Source organism: Serratia marcescens subsp. marcescens ATCC 13880, from assembly GCF_017299535.1.
GTDB classification, from domain to species: domain Bacteria; phylum Pseudomonadota; class Gammaproteobacteria; order Enterobacterales; family Enterobacteriaceae; genus Serratia; species Serratia marcescens.
Genome location: NZ_CP071238.1, coordinates 5,061,199 through 5,084,625 on the forward strand (window position 1 = coordinate 5,061,199; position 23,427 = coordinate 5,084,625).

The 23,427-nt window shown below is 57.7% G+C and carries 15 protein-coding genes, 1 tRNA gene and 3 rRNA genes; 7 read left to right on the forward strand and 12 right to left on the reverse strand.

All coding sequences use genetic code 11. The annotated features are described in order from the left end of the window. Positions 1-67 precede the first annotated feature (67 nt). The 4 genes from rrf to J0F90_RS24185 all read right to left on the reverse strand — a co-directional run bounded on the left by rrf (position 68) and on the right by J0F90_RS24185 (position 5,134). Positions 68-183, reverse strand: a 5S ribosomal RNA gene (gene rrf, locus J0F90_RS24170). Between the two features lie 99 nt (positions 184-282). Continuing rightward, positions 283-3,189, reverse strand: a 23S ribosomal RNA gene (locus J0F90_RS24175). 239 nt (positions 3,190-3,428) lie between these two features. Next, positions 3,429-3,504, reverse strand: a tRNA-Glu gene (locus J0F90_RS24180). An 88-nt stretch (positions 3,505-3,592) separates the two neighbouring features. Then, positions 3,593-5,134, reverse strand: a 16S ribosomal RNA gene (locus J0F90_RS24185). The 16S, 23S and 5S rRNA genes sit together here with 1 tRNA gene alongside, the layout of an rRNA operon. 475 nt (positions 5,135-5,609) lie before the next feature. Between J0F90_RS24185 and J0F90_RS24190 the strand changes: the two genes are divergently transcribed. Together J0F90_RS24190 and mdtD are read left to right on the forward strand one after the other, a co-directional pair. Then, positions 5,610-6,299: a FadR/GntR family transcriptional regulator gene (locus J0F90_RS24190; protein ID WP_033639113.1), complete on the forward strand. Its 690-nt coding sequence runs from the start codon at positions 5,610-5,612 to the stop codon at positions 6,297-6,299. Positions 6,300-6,366: 67 nt separating this feature from the next. Then, the gene (gene mdtD, locus J0F90_RS24195) at positions 6,367-7,782 is read left to right on the forward strand and encodes a multidrug transporter subunit MdtD (RefSeq protein ID WP_025160302.1); all 1,416 of its coding nucleotides are present in this window, start codon (positions 6,367-6,369) and stop codon (positions 7,780-7,782) included. Here the strand turns inward: mdtD and rbsR are convergent. From rbsR to kup, 7 genes are all read right to left on the reverse strand, one after another. Further along, a complete protein-coding gene (gene rbsR / locus J0F90_RS24200) occupies positions 7,779-8,780 on the reverse strand; it encodes a ribose operon transcriptional repressor RbsR (RefSeq protein WP_025160301.1) in 1,002 nt (333 codons plus the stop codon). The genes mdtD and rbsR overlap by 4 nt on opposite strands. A gap of 4 nt (positions 8,781-8,784) precedes the next feature. Beyond that, positions 8,785-9,711, reverse strand: coding sequence for a ribokinase (gene rbsK / locus J0F90_RS24205; protein ID WP_033639112.1), 927 nt, complete (start codon positions 9,709-9,711; stop codon positions 8,785-8,787). A 61-nt stretch (positions 9,712-9,772) separates the two neighbouring features. Then, positions 9,773-10,660 carry a ribose ABC transporter substrate-binding protein RbsB gene (rbsB, locus tag J0F90_RS24210; RefSeq protein WP_025304729.1) on the reverse strand — a complete coding sequence of 296 codons (888 nt, stop codon included), beginning with the start codon at positions 10,658-10,660 and terminating at the stop codon, positions 9,773-9,775. A 24-nt stretch (positions 10,661-10,684) separates the two neighbouring features. Beyond that, complete coding sequence (gene rbsC, locus J0F90_RS24215) at positions 10,685-11,653, reverse strand: ribose ABC transporter permease (RefSeq protein WP_033639111.1); 969 nt, start codon at positions 11,651-11,653, stop codon at positions 10,685-10,687. A gap of 6 nt (positions 11,654-11,659) precedes the next feature. Next, a complete protein-coding gene (gene rbsA / locus J0F90_RS24220; RefSeq protein ID WP_033639110.1) occupies positions 11,660-13,165 on the reverse strand; it encodes a ribose ABC transporter ATP-binding protein RbsA in 1,506 nt (501 codons plus the stop codon). 7 nt (positions 13,166-13,172) lie between these two features. Then, positions 13,173-13,592, reverse strand: a complete 420-nt coding sequence (rbsD, locus tag J0F90_RS24225; RefSeq protein WP_016929625.1) for a D-ribose pyranase — start codon at positions 13,590-13,592, stop codon at positions 13,173-13,175. 170 nt (positions 13,593-13,762) lie between these two features. Next, the gene (gene kup / locus J0F90_RS24230) at positions 13,763-15,631 is read right to left on the reverse strand and encodes a low affinity potassium transporter Kup (RefSeq protein WP_015379467.1); all 1,869 of its coding nucleotides are present in this window, start codon (positions 15,629-15,631) and stop codon (positions 13,763-13,765) included. A 283-nt stretch (positions 15,632-15,914) separates the two neighbouring features. Between kup and ravA the strand changes: the two genes are divergently transcribed. Together ravA and viaA are read left to right on the forward strand one after the other, a co-directional pair. Further along, positions 15,915-17,423: an ATPase RavA gene (gene ravA, locus J0F90_RS24235; RefSeq protein ID WP_103086431.1), complete on the forward strand. Its 1,509-nt coding sequence runs from the start codon at positions 15,915-15,917 to the stop codon at positions 17,421-17,423. A gap of 2 nt (positions 17,424-17,425) precedes the next feature. Further along, the gene (gene viaA, locus J0F90_RS24240; RefSeq protein WP_004933781.1) at positions 17,426-18,889 is read left to right on the forward strand and encodes an ATPase RavA stimulator ViaA; all 1,464 of its coding nucleotides are present in this window, start codon (positions 17,426-17,428) and stop codon (positions 18,887-18,889) included. Between the two features lie 4 nt (positions 18,890-18,893). Here viaA and asnA read toward each other — a convergent pair whose 3' ends face one another. Beyond that, positions 18,894-19,886, reverse strand: coding sequence for an aspartate--ammonia ligase (gene asnA / locus J0F90_RS24245; protein WP_016929623.1), 993 nt, complete (start codon positions 19,884-19,886; stop codon positions 18,894-18,896). Positions 19,887-20,041: 155 nt separating this feature from the next. Here asnA and asnC point away from each other — a divergent pair, with 155 nt between their 5' ends. From asnC to mnmG, 3 genes are all read left to right on the forward strand, one after another. Beyond that, a complete protein-coding gene (asnC, locus tag J0F90_RS24250) occupies positions 20,042-20,503 on the forward strand; it encodes a transcriptional regulator AsnC (protein WP_004933786.1) in 462 nt (153 codons plus the stop codon). 100 nt (positions 20,504-20,603) lie between these two features. Continuing rightward, positions 20,604-21,044, forward strand: a complete 441-nt coding sequence (gene mioC / locus J0F90_RS24255) for an FMN-binding protein MioC (protein WP_016929621.1) — start codon at positions 20,604-20,606, stop codon at positions 21,042-21,044. Positions 21,045-21,424: 380 nt separating this feature from the next. Then, a complete protein-coding gene (mnmG, locus tag J0F90_RS24260; RefSeq protein WP_033639108.1) occupies positions 21,425-23,314 on the forward strand; it encodes a tRNA uridine-5-carboxymethylaminomethyl(34) synthesis enzyme MnmG in 1,890 nt (629 codons plus the stop codon). The last annotated feature ends 113 nt before the right edge of the window (positions 23,315-23,427 follow it).

Consider the following 23,427-nt stretch of genomic DNA (forward strand, 5'->3'; position numbering starts at 1 on the left):
CTTTTTTACGTTTTACGCATAGCAAAAAGCCCTGAACGTCAGTTCAGGGCTTTCGGCTTTGTTTGATGCCTGGCAGTGTCCTACTCTCGCATGGGGAGACCCCACACTACCATCGGCGCTACGGCGTTTCACTTCTGAGTTCGGCATGGGGTCAGGTGGGACCACCGCGCTATTGCCGCCAGGCAAATTCGTTTCATTCCAACCGCTTCACTTCCGTCAAGCCATCAGAACCAATCTCGGAACTTCGCTGAAAATCTCTCTAAAAAACACCTTCGGTGTTGTAAGGTTAAGCCTCACGGATCATTAGTACTGGTTAGCTCAATGCATCGCTGCACTTACACACCCAGCCTATCAACGTCTTAGTCTTAAACGTTCCTTCAGGGGCCTTAAAGGCCCAGGGAAGACTCATCTTGAGGCAAGTTTCGCGCTTAGATGCTTTCAGCGCTTATCTTTTCCGCACTTAGCTACCGGGCAATGCCATTGGCATGACAACCCGAACACCAGTGGTGCGTTCACTCCGGTCCTCTCGTACTAGGAGCAACCCCTCTCAATCTTCCAACGCCCACGGCAGATAGGGACCGAACTGTCTCACGACGTTCTAAACCCAGCTCGCGTACCACTTTAAATGGCGAACAGCCATACCCTTGGGACCTACTTCAGCCCCAGGATGTGATGAGCCGACATCGAGGTGCCAAACACCGCCGTCGATATGAACTCTTGGGCGGTATCAGCCTGTTATCCCCGGAGTACCTTTTATCCGTTGAGCGATGGCCCTTCCATTCAGAACCACCGGATCACTAAGACCTACTTTCGTACCTGCTCGAGCCGTCACTCTCGCAGTCAAGCTAGCTTATGCCTTTGCACTAACCTCACGATGTCCGACCGTGATTAGCTAACCTTCGTGCTCCTCCGTTACTCTTTGGGAGGAGACCGCCCCAGTCAAACTACCCACCAGACACTGTCCTCACCCCAGATTATGGGGCCGAGTTAGAACATCAAACATTAAAGGGTGGTATTTCAAGGATGGCTCCACGCAGACTGGCGTCCACGCTTCAAAGCCTCCCACCTATCCTACACATCAAGGCTCAATGTTCAGTGTCAAGCTATAGTAAAGGTTCACGGGGTCTTTCCGTCTTGCCGCGGGTACACTGCATCTTCACAGCGAGTTCAATTTCACTGAGTCTCGGGTGGAGACAGCCTGGCCATCATTACGCCATTCGTGCAGGTCGGAACTTACCCGACAAGGAATTTCGCTACCTTAGGACCGTTATAGTTACGGCCGCCGTTTACTGGGGCTTCGATCAAGAGCTTCGCCTTGCGGCTGACCCCATCAATTAACCTTCCAGCACCGGGCAGGCGTCACACCGTATACGTCCACTTTCGTGTTTGCACAGTGCTGTGTTTTTATTAAACAGTTGCAGCCAGCTGGTATCTTCGACTGGCTTCAGCTCCATCCGCGAGGGACTTCACCTACATGCCAGCGTGCCTTCTCCCGAAGTTACGGCACCATTTTGCCTAGTTCCTTCACCCGAGTTCTCTCAAGCGCCTTGGTATTCTCTACCTGACCACCTGTGTCGGTTTGGGGTACGATTTAATGTTACCTGGAGCTTAGAGGATTTTCCTGGAAGCAGGGCATCAACTACTTCTGCACCGTAGTGCATCGTCATCACGCCTCAGGGTTGATATGCAACCGGATTTACCAGGTCACACCCCCTACACGCTTAAACCGGGACAACCGTCGCCCGGCTAGCCTAGCCTTCTCCGTCCCCCCTTCGCAGTAACACCAAGTACAGGAATATTAACCTGTTTCCCATCGACTACGCTTTTCAGCCTCGCCTTAGGGGTCGACTCACCCTGCCCCGATTAACGTTGGACAGGAACCCTTGGTCTTCCGGCGAGCGGGCTTTTCACCCGCTTTATCGTTACTTATGTCAGCATTCGCACTTCTGATACCTCCAGCAACCCTCACAGGCCACCTTCAACGGCTTACAGAACGCTCCCCTACCCAACAACGCTAAGCGTCGCTGCCGCAGCTTCGGTGCATGGTTTAGCCCCGTTACATCTTCCGCGCAGGCCGACTCGACCAGTGAGCTATTACGCTTTCTTTAAATGATGGCTGCTTCTAAGCCAACATCCTGGCTGTCTATGCCTTCCCACATCGTTTCCCACTTAACCATGACTTTGGGACCTTAGCTGGCGGTCTGGGTTGTTTCCCTCTTCACGACGGACGTTAGCACCCGCCGTGTGTCTCCCGTGATAACATTCTTCGGTATTCGGAGTTTGCATCGGTTTGGTAAGCCGGGATGGCCCCCTAGCCGAAACAGTGCTCTACCCCCGAAGATGAGTTCACGAGGCGCTACCTAAATAGCTTTCGGGGAGAACCAGCTATCTCCCGGTTTGATTGGCCTTTCACCCCCAGCCACAAGTCATCCGCTAATTTTTCAACATTAGTCGGTTCGGTCCTCCAGTTAGTGTTACCCAACCTTCAACCTGCCCATGGCTAGATCACCGGGTTTCGGGTCTATACCTTGCAACTAATCGCCCAGTTAAGACTCGGTTTCCCTACGGCTCCCCTATACGGTTAACCTTGCTACAAAATATAAGTCGCTGACCCATTATACAAAAGGTACGCAGTCACACCACGAAGGTGCTCCCACTGCTTGTACGTACACGGTTTCAGGTTCTATTTCACTCCCCTCGCCGGGGTTCTTTTCGCCTTTCCCTCACGGTACTGGTTCACTATCGGTCAGTCAGGAGTATTTAGCCTTGGAGGATGGTCCCCCCATATTCAGACAGGATGTCACGTGTCCCGCCCTACTCATCGAACTCACGACCTGTGCATTTTAGTGTACGGGGCTATCACCCTTTGCTGCGCGACTTTCCAGACGCTTCCACTAACACACAAGCCGATTCAGGTTCTGGGCTCCTCCCCGTTCGCTCGCCGCTACTGGGGGAATCTCGGTTGATTTCTTTTCCTCGGGGTACTTAGATGTTTCAGTTCCCCCGGTTCGCCTCATGCCACTATGTATTCATGACATGATAGTGTGTCGAAACACACTGGGTTTCCCCATTCGGGTATCGCCGGTTATAACGGTTCATATCACCTTACCGACGCTTTTCGCAGATTAGCACGCCCTTCATCGCCTCTGACTGCCTAGGCATCCACCGTGTACGCTTAGTCACTTAACCTCACAACCCGAAGATGTTTCCATCGTTCGCGCTGCAAACATTTGAGAGACTCTATGACAGGTTACTCTTCATCCCAATACGTCTACGGAGGGATAAATTTCAACCGTCATGTTTCAATTTTCAGCTTGTTCCAGATTGTTAAAGAGCAATATCTTAAACATGACTCGGAAGTCATCTTTAAGATATGGTGTATCGTCAGATACTTGAGACCGCCGCTTTCACCGGGTGGGTCGGAAGCTTGGCGTCCCCTAGGGGATTCGAACCCCTGTTACCGCCGTGAAAGGGCGGTGTCCTAGGCCTCTAGACGAAGGGGACACGACACCGTACTTTTATGACGCTTTTGCTCGTTACTTTTTCATCAGACAATCTGTGTGAGCACGCCACTCGAACTAATATCTTTAGGTAAGGAGGTGATCCAACCGCAGGTTCCCCTACGGTTACCTTGTTACGACTTCACCCCAGTCATGAATCACAAAGTGGTAAGCGCCCTCCCGAAGGTTAAGCTACCTACTTCTTTTGCAACCCACTCCCATGGTGTGACGGGCGGTGTGTACAAGGCCCGGGAACGTATTCACCGTAGCATTCTGATCTACGATTACTAGCGATTCCGACTTCATGGAGTCGAGTTGCAGACTCCAATCCGGACTACGACATACTTTATGAGGTCCGCTTGCTCTCGCGAGGTCGCTTCTCTTTGTATATGCCATTGTAGCACGTGTGTAGCCCTACTCGTAAGGGCCATGATGACTTGACGTCATCCCCACCTTCCTCCAGTTTATCACTGGCAGTCTCCTTTGAGTTCCCGGCCGAACCGCTGGCAACAAAGGATAAGGGTTGCGCTCGTTGCGGGACTTAACCCAACATTTCACAACACGAGCTGACGACAGCCATGCAGCACCTGTCTCAGAGTTCCCGAAGGCACCAATCCATCTCTGGAAAGTTCTCTGGATGTCAAGAGTAGGTAAGGTTCTTCGCGTTGCATCGAATTAAACCACATGCTCCACCGCTTGTGCGGGCCCCCGTCAATTCATTTGAGTTTTAACCTTGCGGCCGTACTCCCCAGGCGGTCGATTTAACGCGTTAGCTCCGGAAGCCACGCCTCAAGGGCACAACCTCCAAATCGACATCGTTTACAGCGTGGACTACCAGGGTATCTAATCCTGTTTGCTCCCCACGCTTTCGCACCTGAGCGTCAGTCTTCGTCCAGGGGGCCGCCTTCGCCACCGGTATTCCTCCAGATCTCTACGCATTTCACCGCTACACCTGGAATTCTACCCCCCTCTACGAGACTCTAGCTTGCCAGTTTCAAATGCAGTTCCCAGGTTGAGCCCGGGGATTTCACATCTGACTTAACAAACCGCCTGCGTGCGCTTTACGCCCAGTAATTCCGATTAACGCTTGCACCCTCCGTATTACCGCGGCTGCTGGCACGGAGTTAGCCGGTGCTTCTTCTGCGAGTAACGTCAATTGATGAGCGTATTAAGCTCACCACCTTCCTCCTCGCTGAAAGTGCTTTACAACCCGAAGGCCTTCTTCACACACGCGGCATGGCTGCATCAGGCTTGCGCCCATTGTGCAATATTCCCCACTGCTGCCTCCCGTAGGAGTCTGGACCGTGTCTCAGTTCCAGTGTGGCTGGTCATCCTCTCAGACCAGCTAGGGATCGTCGCCTAGGTGAGCCATTACCCCACCTACTAGCTAATCCCATCTGGGCACATCTGATGGCAAGAGGCCCGAAGGTCCCCCTCTTTGGTCTTGCGACGTTATGCGGTATTAGCTACCGTTTCCAGTAGTTATCCCCCTCCATCAGGCAGTTTCCCAGACATTACTCACCCGTCCGCCGCTCGTCACCCAGGGAGCAAGCTCCCCTGTGCTACCGCTCGACTTGCATGTGTTAAGCCTGCCGCCAGCGTTCAATCTGAGCCATGATCAAACTCTTCAATTAAAAGCTTGATTTGCTTCCACTCGAGAAGCGATGCTCAAAGATTTACTGCATGAATTTTACTTCAGTTAGTCACTCTTCAAGACTTGATATTTTTTTGCATCCGAAGATGCTGGATATCGTCTTGTGGAGTGCCCACACAGATTGTCTGATAAATTGTTAAAGAGCAGTGCCGAGAAACTCATCGGCGCGGGCTGCGTATACTACGCTTTTCGCCCGGAGAGTCAAGCGTTTATTTCGCTTTCTTCTCGCTGACCCGGCGGCTTGTCAGTCGTTGTTCCCGGTCAGTGGAGGCGCATTATAGGGAGTTCTCGGCGGGCCGCAACCCCTAATTGCAAAAAACTTTTCAAGCGCGTTTTTTTTCAACAAAAGGGCGAAAAAGCGGCGAATTTATGTCACTTTTTCAGGCAAACAGCCATAAAAGCTGGCGATCACTGGAGTAAAATAGAAATAACGATGTCAGTAAGGATCCGCAGCCATGCCGTTAAATGCACAACAACAGGCCGCCCAACGCAATCTTTCTTATCTGCTTGCAGAAAAACTCGGCCAACAAATTCTGGCAGGCGATTATCAGGCCGGCAGCATCCTGCCTGGTGAAATGGAACTGGGCGAGCAATTCGGCGTCAGCCGTACCGCGGTGCGCGAAGCGGTGAAGATGTTAGCCGCCAAAGGCATGTTATTGCCGCGCCCGCGCATTGGCACCCGCGTGATGCCGCAAAGCCAATGGAATTTCCTCGATCAAGATTTACTGACCTGGTGGATGACGCGGGAAAACTTCGATCAGGTGATGCAACACTTCCTTATCTTGCGCACCTCGCTGGAGCCGCAGGCCTGCGCGTTGGCGGCAAACCACGCCAGCCCGCAGCAAAACAAGTTGCTGGCGGGGCTAATGGCGGAAATGCGCGCGCTGCATACCCAGTTTGATCGCGAGCGTTGGATCCAGGTCGATACCCAATTCCACCAGCTCATCTACGAGGCCAGCGGCAACCCGTTCCTGACCTCGTTCGCCAACCTGTTCAGTTCGGTGTACCAAAGCTACTTCCGCGCCATCACCGGCAATGAAGTGATCAAGCTGCGCCATCATCAGGCTATCGTCGATGCGATACTCGCCGGAGACAGCGCAGGCGCCCTCGTCGCCTGCCAGGTACTGCTGAAAGAGAAAGACTAGACACGCTCCCCGCTTATATATAGAAGAAAGAGACGAGGGACAGACGACCATTTAACCAGGACCGACCATGACCCAATCCGCGCGCAGTATGGCAGGACTACCGTGGATCGCCGCAATGGCGTTCTTTATGCAGGCGCTGGACGCCACTATCCTCAACACCGCGCTGCCGGCGATCGCCCAAAGCCTGGGGCGTTCGCCGCTGGCGATGCAATCGGCCGTCATCAGCTACACGCTGACGGTGGCAATGCTGATCCCGGTCAGCGGCTGGCTGGCGGATCGCTTCGGCACTCGACGGGTATTCATCTTCGCCGTCACGTTATTCACCCTCGGTTCGCTGCTGTGCGCCTTGTCTCCTACGTTGAGCGCGCTGGTCGCCTCTCGCGTGCTGCAGGGCATCGGCGGCGCGATGATGATGCCGGTCGCGCGCTTGGCGCTGCTGCGCGCCTACCCGCGCAGCGAACTGCTGCCGGTGCTGAACTTCGTCACCATGCCCGGCCTGGTCGGGCCGATTCTGGGGCCGCTGCTGGGCGGCTGGCTGGTAACCTACGCCACCTGGCACTGGATTTTCCTGATCAATATCCCTATCGGTCTGCTCGGCATCTTCTATGCACGCAAATACATGCCGGACTTCACCACGCCCAAACGCCGCTTCGATTTCCTTGGCTTTATGCTGTTCGGCCTGAGCCTGGTGCTGATCTCCACCGGGCTGGAGCTGTTTGGCGAGCGGGTGCTGGCCAGCTACGTTTCGCTGGGCATTCTGCTCAGCGGCTTCGTAATGCTGTTCGGCTACATCGCGCACGCACGCCGCCACCCTCAGCCACTGATCGGTCTCGACCTGTTCAAAACCCGCACCTTCTCGGTCGGCATCGCCGGCAACGTCGCCTCCAGACTGGGCACCGGCTGCGTGCCGTTTTTAATGCCGCTCATGCTGCAGGTGGGATTCGGCTACACGGCGATCGTCGCCGGTTGCATGATGGCGCCAACCGCCATCGGCTCGCTGATGGCGAAATCCACCGTCACTCAGGTACTGCGCTGGTTCGGCTACCGTAAAACGCTGGTCGGCATCACCGTTATCATCGGGGTGCTGATCGCCCAGTTCGCCCTGCAAAGCCCGGGCATGCCGCTGTGGCTGATGATCCTGCCGCTGTTCGTGCTGGGCATGGCGATGTCCACCCAGTTCACCGCCATGAACACCATCAGCCTGGCGGATTTGAACGACGCCAACGCCAGCGCCGGCAACAGCGTCCTGGCGGTCACCCAACAGCTGTCCATCAGCTTCGGCGTGGCGATCAGCGCGGCGGTGCTGCGTTTTTACGAATCCCTGTCGTTAGGCACCATGATCGACCACTTCCATTACACCTTTATCACCATGGGGATCGTCACCGTGGCGTCGGCGCTGGTGTTTATGTTGCTGAGAAGGAAAGATGGCCGCAATTTGATCAGCGGCCAGGAAAGCAAAAAAGAAGCGAAGGCGGCCAGTTAACGGCGCCCCACCGAGGCGCGTTCCACCAGCTCGGGCGTCAACACCAGCACCTGGGGGGCGCGCTCCGGGTTCTGCAGGCGGTTGATCAGCGCATCGATCGCCAATTCGCCCAGCGAATCCTTCGGTTGGTGAATGGTGCTCAGCGGTGGCGCCAGATAACGCGCCAGCTCAATGTCATCGTAACCCATCACCGCCATATCCTGCGGCACGGAAAGCCCGGCCTGATACAGCGCCTGATAAACGCCTACCGCCACCGCGTCGTTGCCGGCGAACACCGCATGCGGCGGCTCGTCCAGCGCCAGCAGTTGGCGCATGGCGTTTACCCCGCCCTCAAACTCAAAGTCGCAATGCACTTCATACCCTGGCGGAACCGGCAATCCGGCGCGACGCATCGCGTTGCGATAGCCTTCCAGTCGGTGACGGGCGGTGGTTTTATCCTGCGGGCCGGCGATGCAGGCGATCTTGCGGTAGCCGCGGGCGATCAGATGGTCGGTCGCCATCTCGCCGCCCAGCAGCGAGTTATCCTGAATAATGTCGTTGGCGCCCTCGAACGGCGCCCAGTCCATCATCACGATCGGCAATGACGGGTAGCGGCTCAGGGCATCTTGCGATGGCCGGTGGTTTTCGGTGCACATCAACAGCAAACCGTCGACGCGCTTTTGCAGCAGCGTCTCCATGCTGCGGTTCATGCGCGCGGCGTCTTCTTCGGTATTGCACAGAATTAAACTGTAGCCGCGTTCATAGCAGCTGCGCTCCACGCCGCGCACCACTTCGGCATAAAACGGGTTGTTGCTGGCGGTCACCAGCATGCCGATGGTGCGCGTCTGATTGAGCTTCAGGCTGCGCGCCAGCGCGGAAGGCGCATAGTTCAGCTGTTCCACGGCCGCCATGACCTTGTCGCGCACGCTGTCGCTGACAAAGCGATTGTTGTTGACCACATGCGAAACGGTAGAAGTTGAAACGCCCGCCAGGCGGGCGACATCTTTCATGGTGGCCAAAGGATCACCCCTGCTGCTGCAAGAAGGCGTCGATCTCTTCACGCCACGGCACCGAAGGCTGCGCGCCAGGGCGGGTCACGGCGATCGCCGCCGCCGCATGGGCGAAACGCACCGCGTCGGCCATGACCTTGCCTTCCAACAGGGCGGTCACCAGCGCACCGTTAAAGGTATCGCCGGCGGCGATGGTATCCACCGCTTGCACCTTAAAGCCGGGCACCCGTTTGCCGTTGCCGTTTTCGCTCAGCCACACGCCGCGGCTACCGAGGGTGATGATCACCGTCGCGATGCCCTTGTCGTGCAGCGCCTGCGCCGCACGCGCCGCATCGTCATCGCTGTCCACGGCGATGCCGGTCAGGCGCTGGGCTTCGGTTTCATTCGGAGTGATGATATCGATCATGGCCAGCAGCTCGTCCGGCAGCTCGCGCGCCGGGGCCGGGTTGAGGATCACCTGCGTTTGATGTTGCTTCGCCAGGCGGGCGGCGGCGATCACCGTCTCCAGCGGCGACTCCAGCTGCATCAGCAGGGCATCGGCGTCGATCACTTTTTGTTGGTAGCGCGCCAGGTAATCCGGCGTCACCGCGGCGTTGGCGCCGGCATCAATGCCGATCACGTTCTCGCCTTCGGCGTTGACGAAAATCAGCGCCACGCCGGTGGTGCTGTCGGCGATGGCTTCAATCGGTTGAGTATCAATGCGATCGCTCGCCAGCTGCCGGCGGATACGCTCACCGATATCATCGGCGCCTACGCAGGCGATAAAGGCGATCTCCGCCCCGCTGCGCCCGGCCGCCACCGCCTGATTCGCGCCCTTGCCGCCAAACGCCACCTTATACTGTTTCCCGATCACCGTTTCGCCCGGGTGGGGGAACTGTTCAATATTGAGGATATGGTCGGCATTGATGCTGCCAAGAACCACCAGCTTACCTGTTTCCATCGCATTGATTCCTGAATTGCGCGCCATCGTAAACGCCCCGTTCCGATGGCGCTGGTATGACTTACTGAGTGACCAGCTTCAAATCCACCGGGATGGTCGCCGGCACTTTTTCGCCTTTCAGCACCTTATCGGCGGTTTCCACACCGATCACGCCGATCTGATCGGGGCGCTGCGCCACCGTCGCCGCCAGCTTGCCGCCTTCGACCGCTTTCACGCCGTCAGCGGTGCCGTCGAAGCCTACCACGATCACGTCGGTTTTACCGGCGGTTTGCAGCGCACGCAGCGCGCCCAACGCCATTTCATCGTTCTGGGCAAATACCGCCTGCACATCCGGGTGAGCGGTCAGCAGGTTCTGCATCACGTTCAGACCCTTGGTGCGATCGAAATCGGCCGGCTGGCTGGCCAACAGTTTGAATTTATTCTGATCCAGCGACTGTTTGAAGCCTTCGCCGCGTTCACGCGCGGCGGAGGTGCCGGCAATGCCTTCCAGCTGAATCACCTTGGCATCGGCGCCCGCTTTCTTGGCGATGAAGTCGCCGGCCATTTTGCCGCCCACGCGGTTATCCGAAGCGATGTGGCTCACCACGTCGCCCTTGCTCGCCACGCGGTCCAGCGTGATGACCGGGATCTTAGCCTGGTTGGCCATCTTGATGGCGTTGCCCACCGCGTCGGAGTCGGTCGGGTTGATCAACAGCAGCTTGGGCGCCCGCACCATCAGATCCTGCACGTTGGCCAGCTCTTTCGCCGGGTTGTTCTGGGAATCCAACACCACCAGGTTGTAGCCCAACTTGTTGGCCTCTTGCTGCGCACCATCCTTCATCGAAACGAAAAACGGGTTGTTGAGGGTGGACACCACCAGCGCGATGGTGTCTTTGGCCATGGCATTGGCGCTCAGGGTGGCGCTCAGCGCGATGGCGGAGGCTAAGGTTGCCAGTTTTTTCATTTTCATCATCGTGATTCCTGTAGGGGGAGGTTACTTGTTGCTTTTGTTATCTACCAGAACCGCCAGCAGTATCACCACTGCCTTCACGATCATTTGGTAGTAGGAAGAAACACCCAATAAATTCAGGCCGTTGTTCAGGAAGCCGAGGATCAGCGCCCCGATCAGCGTGCCGACGATGCGCCCCTTGCCGCCGGCCAGGCTGGTGCCGCCCAGCACCACGGCGGCGATGGCGTCCAGCTCATAGCCGGTGCCGGCGGTTGGCTGCGCCGACGACAGGCGCGCCACTTCGATTACCCCAGCCAACGCCGCCAGCAGGCCGCACAGCGAGTAGACGATAATCTTCACTTTATCGACGCTGATGCCGGACAGACGGGTCGCCGCTTCGTTGCCGCCCAGGGCATAAATATAGCGGCCCAGGCGCGTATGGTGCAGCATATACCAGGCGGCGATGAACACGATCGCCATGATCCAGATCGGCGTAGGCACGCCCAGCGGACGGCCGATGCCGAACCAGCCGAAGGTGTCGGCCACATCGGTGAAACCGGTGTTGATCGGGCTGCCGTTGGTGTACACCATGGTGACGCCGCGCAGCAACAGCATCATCACCAGCGTGGCGATAAAGGCCTGCACTTTGCCTTTGGCGACGAGCACTCCGGTGCAGGCGCCAACCGCGGCGCCCAGCGCCAGTGCCGCCGCCACCGCCACCAGCGCGTTGACCTCAAAGCCGACGATCGACGCCGCCACCGCGCCGGTCAGGGCCAACAGCGATCCTACCGACAGATCGATGCCGGACGTGAGGATCACCAGCGTCATCCCCACCGCCATGATGGCGTTCACCGAAGTCTGCTGCAGAATATTGAACAGGTTGTTCAGGGTGAAGAAGTTCGGGCTCATGGAAGAGACCACGGCGATCAGCACCAGCAGCGCAATCAACGACTTCTGCTCTAACAGCCACTCTTTACTGAACCAGCGCTTAGCTGCGATAGTCTGGGAACTCATATCTGATTACTCCTGCTTTACGCCGTATTGCTTGCCGACGGCTGCCGCCATCAACGCTTCCTGGGTGGCCTGTTCAATCGGGAACTCGCCGCTGAGATGCCCTTCGTGCATCACCAGAATGCGATCGCTCATGCCCATCACCTCCGGCATTTCCGAAGACACCAGAATGATGCTCAGCCCTTCCTGTTTGAACTGGTTGATTAACTGATAGATCTCTTTTTTGGCGCCGACGTCGACGCCGCGCGTCGGCTCATCGAGGATCAGCACCTTCGGCCGGGTCATCAGGCCGCGGGCGATCGCCACTTTCTGCTGATTGCCGCCGGAAAGCAGACCGATCGGCTGCTCCATCGACGGCGTTTTGATATTGAACAGGCGGATGAAGTCCCCCACCGCCTGCCGCTCGTCGGCCTGCTTCAGGCTGCCGTCGGCGCGGCTGAAGTAGCGCAGCGCGGTCAGCGACATGTTTTCCTTCACCGACATGCCCAGCACCAGGCCGTCGCGCTTGCGGTCTTCCGAGATATAGACAATGCCGTTCGCCAACCCATCCTGCGGCGAATGGGTGACCACCTCGCGGCCGTCCAGGCTGACGGTACCGGCCTTGCGCGGCGCGGCACCATACAGGATCTTCATCAATTCGGTGCGCCCGGCGCCCATCAGCCCGGCCACGCCGAGGATCTCGCCGCGATACAGCGTAAAGCTGACGTCTTCAACGCCGGGGCCGGAAAGGTGGCTGACGTCCAGCCGCTTTTCCCCGCGCGGCAAATCAAGGCGCGGGTATTGTTCTTCCAGCTTGCGGCCGACCATCATCTCAATCAGCGAATCTTCCTGCAGCTCGCTCACCGGCCGCTCGGCGATAAACTGCCCGTCGCGAAATACCGTCACGTCGTCGCAGATTTCAAAAATCTCTTTCAGGCGGTGCGAGATATACACGATGCCGCGCCCTTCGGCCTTCAGCTCGTTGATCACCTTGAACAGCGAGGCGGTTTCGGTATCGGTCAGCGCATCGGTCGGTTCGTCCATGATGATCACTTTCGATTCGAAGCTCAGCACCTTGGCGATCTCCACCATCTGCTGATCGCCGATCGACAGCTCGCCCACCAGCCGATGGCTGCTGTAGCGCAGGTTGAGGCGCGCCAGCAAGCGATCGGCCTCGGCGTACATGCGCTTCCAGTCAAGGCGGCCGAAACGGTTGACGAACTCGCGGCCGAGGAAGATGTTTTCCGCAATCGTCAGTTGCGGGATCAGGTTCAGCTCCTGATGGATAATGCCGATGCCCGCTTCCTGCGAATCCTTGGGCCCGTTGAATACCACCTCTTTACCGAGAAAATACTGACTGCCGGCGTCTTTCTGGTAGATGCCGGTCAGCACTTTCATCATGGTGGACTTCCCGGCGCCGTTTTCCCCCACCAGCGCCATCACCTTGCCGGGATAGACGCTGAGGGCGGCGCCAGAAAGCGCCTTCACGCCGGGAAAGGCTTTATCAATCCCTTTCAGTTGCAGTAAAGGTTGCATACGCGCCTCAGAAAGTTACGCCGGCGCACAGGATCACGTTCGCGTAAGGCGAACACTCCCCGCTGCGAATCACCGCCCGGCTGTGCTCGGTTTGCGCTTTAAACGCCTGATGACTGATATAGCGCACGCTGATGGTGTTACCCTGGCGTTGGCCCAGTGCAGTCAGTTCCGCCAGCAGCGCCTCGTGGAGCGACGGATTCTGTTTCACGATCTCTTCCGCCAGAATGGCGCTTTCTACCTGCATCTCTTGCGTGACCGCCGCGAACACCTGCATGAAGGTCGGCACGCCCTGCGTCAGCGCCAGATCGATGCGCTGCGTTTCCGCCGGTATCGGCAGGCCCGCGTCGCACAGAGTGAGCTGGTCGGTATGCCCCAGCCGGGCAATCACGGCAGACACGTCGGAATTCAGTAATACGCCTTTTTTCATCTTCTCACTCCGCTAGCGAAACGTTTCGCTCTTTGAGGGAGTTTAAAAAAACGGCAGGGGAAGGCAACCGGGACAATGCAGAAGTGTGATCGTTATCGAAACGTTTCGTTCGCACACGGACAAAGCGCAAACAAAAGGGGCTCAGCCATGCTGAGCCCCTGTCAGGCGGATTAGATCTCGACCTGCGTGCCGAGTTCGATGACCCGGTTCGGCGGAATTTCGAACTGATCCGGCGCGCGCAGCGCATTGCGGCTCAGAGCGACGAACAGTTTGCCGCGCAGGTAGAGGTACCATGGCCGCTTGGTGAGGATCAGCGATTCATGGGACATGAAGAACGACGTCTCCGACATGCGGCACGGCAACCCTTCCAGCCCGCAGCGGTGGAACACTTCCTCGACGTTCGGCGTTTCACGCCAGCCGTAGCTGGCCACCACCCGCCAGAAGGTCGGCGACAGCTGCTCGATGGTTACCCGGCGCACGTTGTGCACGTAAGGCGCATCCTCGGTGCGCAGCGTCAGCAGCACCACACGCTCGTGCAGCACCTTGTTGTGCTTCAGGTTGTGCAGCAGCGCAAAAGGAATGACGTTGGTGGCGCGCGACAAGAACACCGCGGTACCCGGCACCCGCACCGGCGGCGATTTCTCCAGCGAGGCGATCATCGCCTCCAGCGAGTTGCCGTGCTCATGCAGGCGGCGCAGCAGGCGGAAGCGCTCGCTCTTCCAGGTGGTCATAATGATGAACATCACCAGCGCCAAGGTCAGCGGCAGCCAGCCGCCGGAGAACAGCTTCAGGGCGTTGGCGGAAAACATCGGCACGTCGATGATCAGCAAGATGGTCACGATGCCGATCGCCAGGAAGCGATTCCAGTGCCAGTTATTGATCGCCACCGAGGTGACCAGAATGCTGGTCAACACCATGGTGCCGGTGACGGCGATGCCGTACGCCGCCGCCAGGTTGCTGGAGTGCTCAAAGCCGATGATCACCAGCACCACCGAGATGTACAGCGTCCAGTTGATCACCGGAATGTAGATCTGGCCGGATTCCATTTCCGAAGTGTGAATGATGCGCATCGGCGACAGATAGCCCAGGCGCACCGCCTGGCGAGTCAGCGAGAAGACGCCGGAAATCACCGCCTGCGAAGCGATCACCGTCGCCAGGGTCGCCAGAATCAGCAGCGGGATCAGCGCCCAATCGGGCGCCAGCAGGAAGAACGGGTTTTTGATCGCCTCAGGATTTTTCAGCAGCAGCGCCCCCTGGCCGAAGTAGTTGAGCACCAGCGAAGGCAGCACCACGGTGAACCAGGCCAGACGGATCGGGAACTTGCCGAAGTGCCCCATATCGGCATACAGCGCCTCGACGCCGGTGATCGACAACACCACCGCCCCCAGAGCGAAGAACGACACCTTCTTATATTCCATGAAGAAATTGAGCGCCCATTTGGGATTCAGCGCCTGCAGCACTTCCGGGTTCGAAATGATGCTGCGCGCGCCCAGCACCGCCAACACGATGAACCACAGCAGCATTACCGGGGCGAACAGCTTGCCGACGCTGCCGGTGCCGTGCTTTTGGATAACGAACAGCAGCGTCAGCACCAGAATGGAGAGCGGCACGATATAGGCGTCAAGCGCAGGCGCGGCGATTTCCAACCCCTCTATCGCCGACATCACCGAGATCGCCGGGGTGATCACCACCTCGCCATAGAAGAAGCTGCCGCCGATCAGGCCCAGTATCACCAACACCGCAGTGGTGCGCGCCGAGGTATTGCGCCCGGCCAGCGACATCAGCGTCAGAATGCCGCCCTCGCCGGCGTTGTCCGCGCGCATCACGTAGGTGAGATATTTGAGGGAAACGATCACGATCAACATCCAGAAAATCAGCGACAGGAAGCCGAAAACCACGTCTGGACGAACATCGAAGCCGTAATGGCCGGAGAAACACTCTCTCAACGTATAGAGAGGGCTGGTGCCGATATCACCGTAGACCACGCCGATGGCAGCCAAGGTTACCGCCGATAAGGACTGCTTATGCTCTGCGCTCATAATTCGTTTCTTTATCAGAACATCCGTTAGCGATGCATCCGCATCAGGCAAAATACGGGCTCAAAGATCCGTCACGCCCACCAGAAAGCCGCACAGTATGCACCATTTATACCGCTTGCCTACCCTTATATCAGAGCCGAAAAATAAACAAAATGTGAACCGAATATCCGGCTTAACTTAGAAAAATATTACTAATCAACAGGCTATACCACTAAAAATAATGGTGGTTTATCATCGGATTATCGACCAAGATTGGCTAACTCTCGGACAATGCGACAATTATATGACGCCATCATCCCTTCTGGCAGAACGAATTTCCCGCCTCAGCAACGCGCTGGAGAGCGGTCTTTATGAGCGGCAAGAGGCAATCCGTCTGTGCCTGCTGGCGGCGCTGAGCGGCGAAAGCGTATTCCTGCTCGGCCCGCCCGGCATCGCCAAGAGCCTGATCGCGCGCCGGCTGAAGTTTGCCTTCCGCAACGCCCGCTCCTTTGAATACCTGATGACGCGTTTTTCCACGCCGGAAGAGGTCTTCGGCCCGCTATCTATTCAGGCGCTGAAAGATGAGGGGCGCTATCAGCGTCTGACCGCCGGCTATCTGCCGGAAGCGGAGATCGTGTTTCTGGACGAGATCTGGAAGGCCGGCCCGGCGATCCTCAACACCCTGCTGACGGCGATCAACGAACGCCGTTTTCGCAACGGCAACAGCGAAGAACCGATCCCGCTGCGCCTGCTGGTCACCGCCTCCAACGAACTGCCCGAAGCGGACAACAGCCTCGAAGCTTTATATGACCGCATGCTGATCCGTCTGTGGCTGGACAAGGTGCAGGATAAACAGAATTTCCGCTCGCTGCTGGTCAACCGCCAGAGCGAAAGCCAAAACCCGGTGCCGGCGGCGCTGAGCATCAGCGACGAAGAGTTTCTGCAGTGGCAATCGCAGATCGACAAAGTCGCGCTGCCGGAAGCCTGTTTTGAGCTGATCTTCCAGCTGCGCCAGCGGCTGGATGCGCTGGAGCAGGCGCCTTACGTCTCCGATCGGCGCTGGAAAAAAGCCCTGCGTCTGCTGCAGGCCTGCGCCTTCTTCAGCGGGCGCGATGCCATCGCCCCGCTCGACCTGATGCTATTGAAAGACTGCCTGTGGCACGATCTCACCTCGCTGAAGCTGCTGCAACAGCAGATCGATCAGTTGCTGACCGAGTCGGCCTATCAGCAGCAGTCGATGCTGATCCAGTTGCAACAGATCCACACCCGCTGGCTGCAGGACCAGCAGCAGCAAAGCGATCGGCAGGCCATCAGCCTGGTGAAAAAAGGCGGCATGTTCAGCCGCAAACCGCAATACGCGCCGGCCACGCCGTTCGCCGTCGGCACCCTTACCCTGCTGTTGCAAAAGCCGCTGCAGCTGCATGACATTCAGGTCAACCATCTGAGCATCGAAAGCAGCGCGCTGGACAACTGGCTGCAAAAAGGCGGCGACGTGCGCGCCAAGCTAAATGGCATCGGCTTCGCGCAGCCGATCGATTTGGACGTGGACGATCAACTGCACCTCACGGTGTTGGACGTCAGCCGCCAGCCGTCATTGCTGGCGCTGCCGGGCAAACAGGCCACCGCCACGCCGCAAGCGCTGCTGGATGAAATGGACGGATTGGCCCAGCGCCTGGCGGAGCAACGCCGCGCCTTCAGCCAACATCAGCCCTGTCTGTTCACGCCCGCCGCCGGCCTGGCCAAGATCGAAGCCAGTTTGCTGCAGGTCGCGGAACAGGTTAAACAGCAACAGCAGCAAATGCGCGGCCAGTAACCATGCTCAGTCTGGAGACGCTCGATCTGCTGCTGGCGATCACCGAAGGCGAGATGATCGAGGAGATGATCGTCGGCATGCTGGCCGCGCCGCAGCTGTCGGTATTCTTTAAAAAGTTTCCGGCCCTTCGCCGGGCGCTGGATCGCGATCTGCCGCGTTGGAAGCTGCAGCTTAAGGAACGTCTGCAGGAGGCGATGGTGCCGCCGGCGCTGGCGCAGGAATTTTACCGCTACCAACAGTGCCAGTTGGAGAACAACACCCAGTTTTATCACAACCTCAACGACACGATGGAACTGCTGCGCCAGCTGGTCTCGCCGTTTTATGAACAGGCGCGCGCGCTGGTGGACGCCGCCGATCTGCCCAATCACCCGCTTGACGACAGCTTTCAAACCCTGTTTCTGCAGCGCTGGCGCATCAGCCTGACGCTGCAAGCCACCATGCTGCACCACCAGTTGCTGGAACAAGAGCGCGAGCAGCTGATGGCGGAGCTGCAGGAGCGCCTGGCGCTGAGCGGCGCGCTGGAGCCGCTGCTGTCGGAAAATGACACCGCCGCCGGCAGGCTGTGGGATATGAGCAAAGGCCAGCTGCAGCGTGGCGATTACCAGCGGCTGGTGGAGTACGGCAACTTTTTGCAGCAGCAGCCGGAGCTGAAAAAGCTGGCGCAACAGCTGGGCCGCAGCTATCAGGCCAAGGCGGTGCAGCAACAGGACGCGCAGCCGGAGCCGTTCAGGGTCATGGTGCAGGTGCCGGCCACGCTGCCGGAAGAAGTGAGCGGCATTCATCAGAGCGACGACATCCTGCGCCTGCTGCCGCCGGAGCTGGCGACACTGGGGATTGAAGAGCTGGAATTCGAGTTCTACCGCCGCCTGTTGGAAAAGCGGCTGCTGAGCTACCGTCTGCAGGGCGACGTCTGGCAGGAACAGATCCTGATCCGCCAGGTCACTCACCAGCAGCAGGATCAACAGCCGCGCGGGCCGTTTATCGTCTGCGTGGACACCTCCGGATCGATGGGCGGTTTCAACGAACAGTGCGCCAAGGCCTTCTGTCTGGCGCTGCTGCGCATTGCGCTGGCGGACAACCGCCGCTGCTACATCATGCTGTTCGCCAACCAGATCGTACATTACGAACTCACCGCCGCCAGCGGCATTGAGCAGGCGGTGCGTTTTCTCGGCCAGCAGTTTCGCGGCGGCACCGATCTGGCGGCCTGCCTGAACGCCACCGTCACCAAAATGGCGGAGAGCGGCTGGTTCGATGCCGATGCGGTGATCATTTCTGATTTTATCGCCCAGCGGTTGCCGGAGGAGGTAATAAAGAAGGTGAAACAGCAGCAACAAAGCCACCAGCAACGTTTTCACGCGGTGGCGATGTCCGCCTATGGCAAACCCGGCATCATGCGCATCTTCGATCATATCTGGCGCTTTGATACCGGGTTGAAAAGCCGTTTGATGCGCCGCTGGCGGCGCTAGGCGGTTAGAGCAGGCCTTCGACCGCGCCGCGCACTTCCGGCGACCACACGCCGCACTGCACCTGGCCGATATGCGACAGCTGCAACAGCAGCATCACCAGACGCGACTGACCGATGCCGCCGCCGATGGTCTGCGGCATATCGCCGCGCAGCAGCGACTGGTGCCATTCCAGCTTCATGCGCTCTTCATCGCCGGTCAGCGCCAGCTGATGTTTCAGCGCCGCGGCGTCGACGCGGATGCCCATGGAAGACAGCTCGAAAGCGTCCTGCAGCACCGGGTTCCACACCACGATATCGCCGTTCAGGCCCGCCAGGCCATCCGCCGTCGGCGTAGTCCAGTCATCATAATCCGGCGCACGCACATCGTGCGATTTGCCATGCGACAGCTTGCCGCCGATGCCGATCAGGAACACCGCGCCCAATTCTTTGGCAATCGCCCGCTCACGCCCTTTGGCGTCCAGATCCGGATAGCGCTGCAGCAGGGTTTCGCTGTGCACGAAGTGGATCTGTTCCGGCAGGAATGGGGTCAGGCCATGCTCACGGCTGACTTCCGCCTCCGTCGCCTTGATCGCAGCGTAAATGCTGCGCACGGTGTTTTTCAGGTAGTCCAGGCTGCGCTCACCGTCGCCCATCACCCGCTCCCAGTCCCACTGATCGACGTACACCGAGTGGATTGGCGTCAGACGGTCTTCATCCGGGCGCAGCGCCTTCATATGGGTATACAGGCCTTCGCCGGCACCGAAATCGTAGCTGCCCAGGGTTTTGCGTTTCCATTTCGCCAACGAATGCACCACTTCGAAGGTGGCGTCCGGCAAGGTTTTGACTTTGACCTGCACCGCTTTCTCGCTGCCGGAAAGGTTATCCTGCGTGCCGTCGCCCAGGCGGCTAAGGATCGGAGCCTGCACTTCGATCAGACCGAGCTGTTGCTCCAGCTGGCGGGAGAAGAAGGATTTGACCTGGCTGATTTGTTGTTGTTTTTGGATAAACTGTTTTTTCATTGCCGTATCTCTTGTAAACCTGTCTCTGTTGCCATCGATTAAGCAACAAAATGACACGACTATTCAATATCCATTAATCAATATTGCCTTTTCACTTTTAATCGTTCATTTTTACCCGGACAGAATTCAACAATCGTTAATTAATGGGGGATTAAATGGCGGAAATTTATCAGATCGATAATCTCGATCGCGGCATCCTCAACGCCCTGATGGACAATGCGCGCACACCGTACGCCGAACTGGCGAAAAACTTCGCCGTCAGCCCCGGCACTATTCATGTGCGGGTGGAGAAGATGAAGCAGGCCGGGATCATCACCGGCGCGCGCATCGACGTCAGCCCCAAACAGCTGGGCTACGACGTGTGCTGCTTTATCGGCATCATCTTAAAGAGCGCCAAGGATTACCCTTCGGCGCTGAAGAAGCTGGAAAGCCTGGAAGAAGTGGTGGAAGCCTATTACACCACCGGCCACTACAGCGTCTTTATTAAGGTAATGTGCCGATCGATCGACGCGTTGCAACAGGTACTTATCAACAAGATCCAGACCATCGACGAGATCCAGTCTACCGAAACGCTGATCTCGCTGCAGAACCCCATTATGCGCACCATCGTGCCGTAACCCGCCAAATTGCATACCCACATTATCCACAGGTAGATCCCAGCCGATTCACAGCGTACAATGCAGCCACTTTGAGTGAGAAGGTTGGGATCGTTGGTTCATGGCAGACATTACTCTGATCAGTGGCAGTACGCTTGGCAGCGCCGAATACGTGGCTGAACATTTGGCTGAAAAGCTGGAAGACGCGGGTTTCTCTACCGAGATGCTGCACGGCCCTGAACTGGATGAACTGCCGTTGACCGGCCGCTGGCTGGTGGTCTCTTCCACGCACGGCGCCGGCGAACTGCCGGATAACCTTCAACCGCTGCTGGAACAGATCGCTGAGCAGCAGCCGGATCTTTCCGAGGTGCAGTTCGGCGCCGTCGGTTTGGGCAGTTCGGAATACGACACCTTCTGCGGCGCGATCAAACAGATCGACGATCTGTTGATCGCCAGAGGCGCTAAAAGGATCGGCGATCGTCTTGAGATCGACGTGACCGAGCATGAAATTCCCGAGGATCCGGCCGAGGAATGGGTAAAAAACTGGATTAATTTACTCTAATTCGTCTAAAGATCGCGCGAACGATTGTGGATAACTAAGCTTAAAAGCAGGGTAAAAGCCGTAGTTATCCCAATAACAACCGTAGAGCGCTTTTTGTCCTGTGCATAACAAGCCTTTTAGATCCCAGCTTATCTGCGTCGGGATCACCGATCATTCACAGCAAACGATCCTCCTTAATCTGCTGATCTTCATCGTGAATAGTCACTTATCCACAGAGGATCGCGATCCTAATAAGAGATCTAATAAAGAGATCTTTAAATAAAAAAGATCTTCTTTTAATTACCGACGATCCGGACCACTTGGTCGATCGTCTAAACTTGAGTAGAATCCCCGACCCCAGGGCAAATACGATCGTTCGCAATACGGCGAGGTGCAGTTCCATGTTTTATCCAGATCAATTTGACGTCATCATCATCGGTGGTGGCCATGCAGGTACCGAGGCCGCCATGGCCGCGGCGCGCATGGGACGTCAGACTTTATTATTGACACACAATATCGATACGCTGGGACAGATGTCTTGTAACCCGGCGATTGGCGGTATTGGTAAAGGGCATCTGGTTAAGGAAATTGATGCGCTCGGCGGCTTGATGGCGACAGCGATCGACCATGCCGGCATCCAGTTTAGGATACTAAACGCCAGTAAAGGCCCTGCCGTTCGCGCCACTCGCGCTCAGGCGGATCGCGTCTTGTATCGCCAGGCGATCCGTACCGCGTTGGAGAACCAGCCCAACCTGATGATCTTCCAACAGCCGGTTGAGGATCTGATCGTCGAAAACGATCGCGTAGTCGGCGCCGTCACCCAAATGGGCCTGAAATTCCGCGCCAAGGCGGTGGTATTGACCGTAGGCACCTTCCTGGACGGCAAGATCCATATCGGCCTGGAGAATTACAGCGGCGGCCGCGCCGGGGATCCTCCTTCGATCTCGCTGTCGCAGCGTTTGCGTGAACTGCCGCTGCGCGTTAACCGCTTGAAAACCGGTACGCCGCCGCGCATCGACGCCCGCACTATCGATTTCAGCGTACTGGCGCCGCAACACGGCGACACGCCGGTGCCGGTATTCTCGTTCCTGGGCGATGCCAGCCAGCACCCGGAACAAATGGCGTGCTACATCACCCACACCAATGAAAAAACCCATGACGTGATCCGCAATAACCTCGATCGCAGCCCGATGTATGCCGGGATCATCGAAGGGATCGGTCCACGTTACTGCCCGTCGATCGAAGACAAGGTCATGCGTTTTGCCGATCGCAACGCGCACCAGATCTTCCTTGAGCCGGAAGGCCTGACCAGCAACGAGATTTACCCTAACGGGATTTCCACCAGCTTGCCTTTCGATGTGCAGATGCAGATCGTCCGTTCGATGGAAGGAATGCAGAACGCGCGTATTATTCGCCCTGGTTATGCCATCGAGTACGATTTCTTCGATCCGCGCGATCTGAAGCCGACGCTGGAAAGCAAATTCATTCAGGGCCTGTTCTTCGCCGGCCAGATCAACGGCACCACCGGGTATGAAGAAGCCGCCGCGCAGGGCTTGCTGGCCGGCCTGAATGCCGGGCGTTTCGCCGATGAACAAGAGGGCTGGGCGCCACGTCGCGATCAGGCCTACCTCGGCGTGCTGGTGGACGATCTCAGCACCCTTGGTACCAAAGAGCCGTACCGCATGTTTACCTCTCGCGCCGAGTATCGTCTGATGCTGCGCGAAGACAACGCCGATCTCCGCCTGACGGAAAAAGGCCGCGAGCTGGGCCTGGTGGACGACGTGCGTTGGGCGCGTTACAGCGAGAAGCTGGAGCGAATCGAACGCGAACGTCAGCGCCTGCGCGACATCTGGATGCATCCGCACGCCGAGAACGTCGAACAGGTCAATGTGCTGCTGAAAGCGCCGCTGTCGCGTGAAGCGAACGGCGAAGAACTGCTGCGTCGCCCGGAGATGGATTACGCGCAGTTGACCGGCACCGACGCCTTCGCGCCGCCGCTGGACGACGTCCAAGCCGCCGAGCAGGTCGAGATCCAGGTCAAATACGAAGGCTATATCGCTCGCCAACAGGAAGAGATCGAAAAACAGCAGCGCAACGAGAATACCGTGCTGCCGCTGGATCTTGACTACCGTCAGGTTTCGGGACTGTCGAACGAAGTGATCGCCAAGCTGAACGATCACAAACCGAACTCCATCGGCCAGGCTTCGCGCATCTCCGGCATTACGCCAGCGGCGATCTCGATTTTGCTGATCTGGCTGAAAAAGCAGGGACTGCTGCGCCGCAGCGCATAAATCCCGCATCCAGGCGGCCGTTTGCTCAACCCGTAGCCAAACGGCCGCTGACATCACTTGCGCCCTGAATTATCATAGTCGCCTCATTGCGCCAGCTAACCATCCGCTGGTCG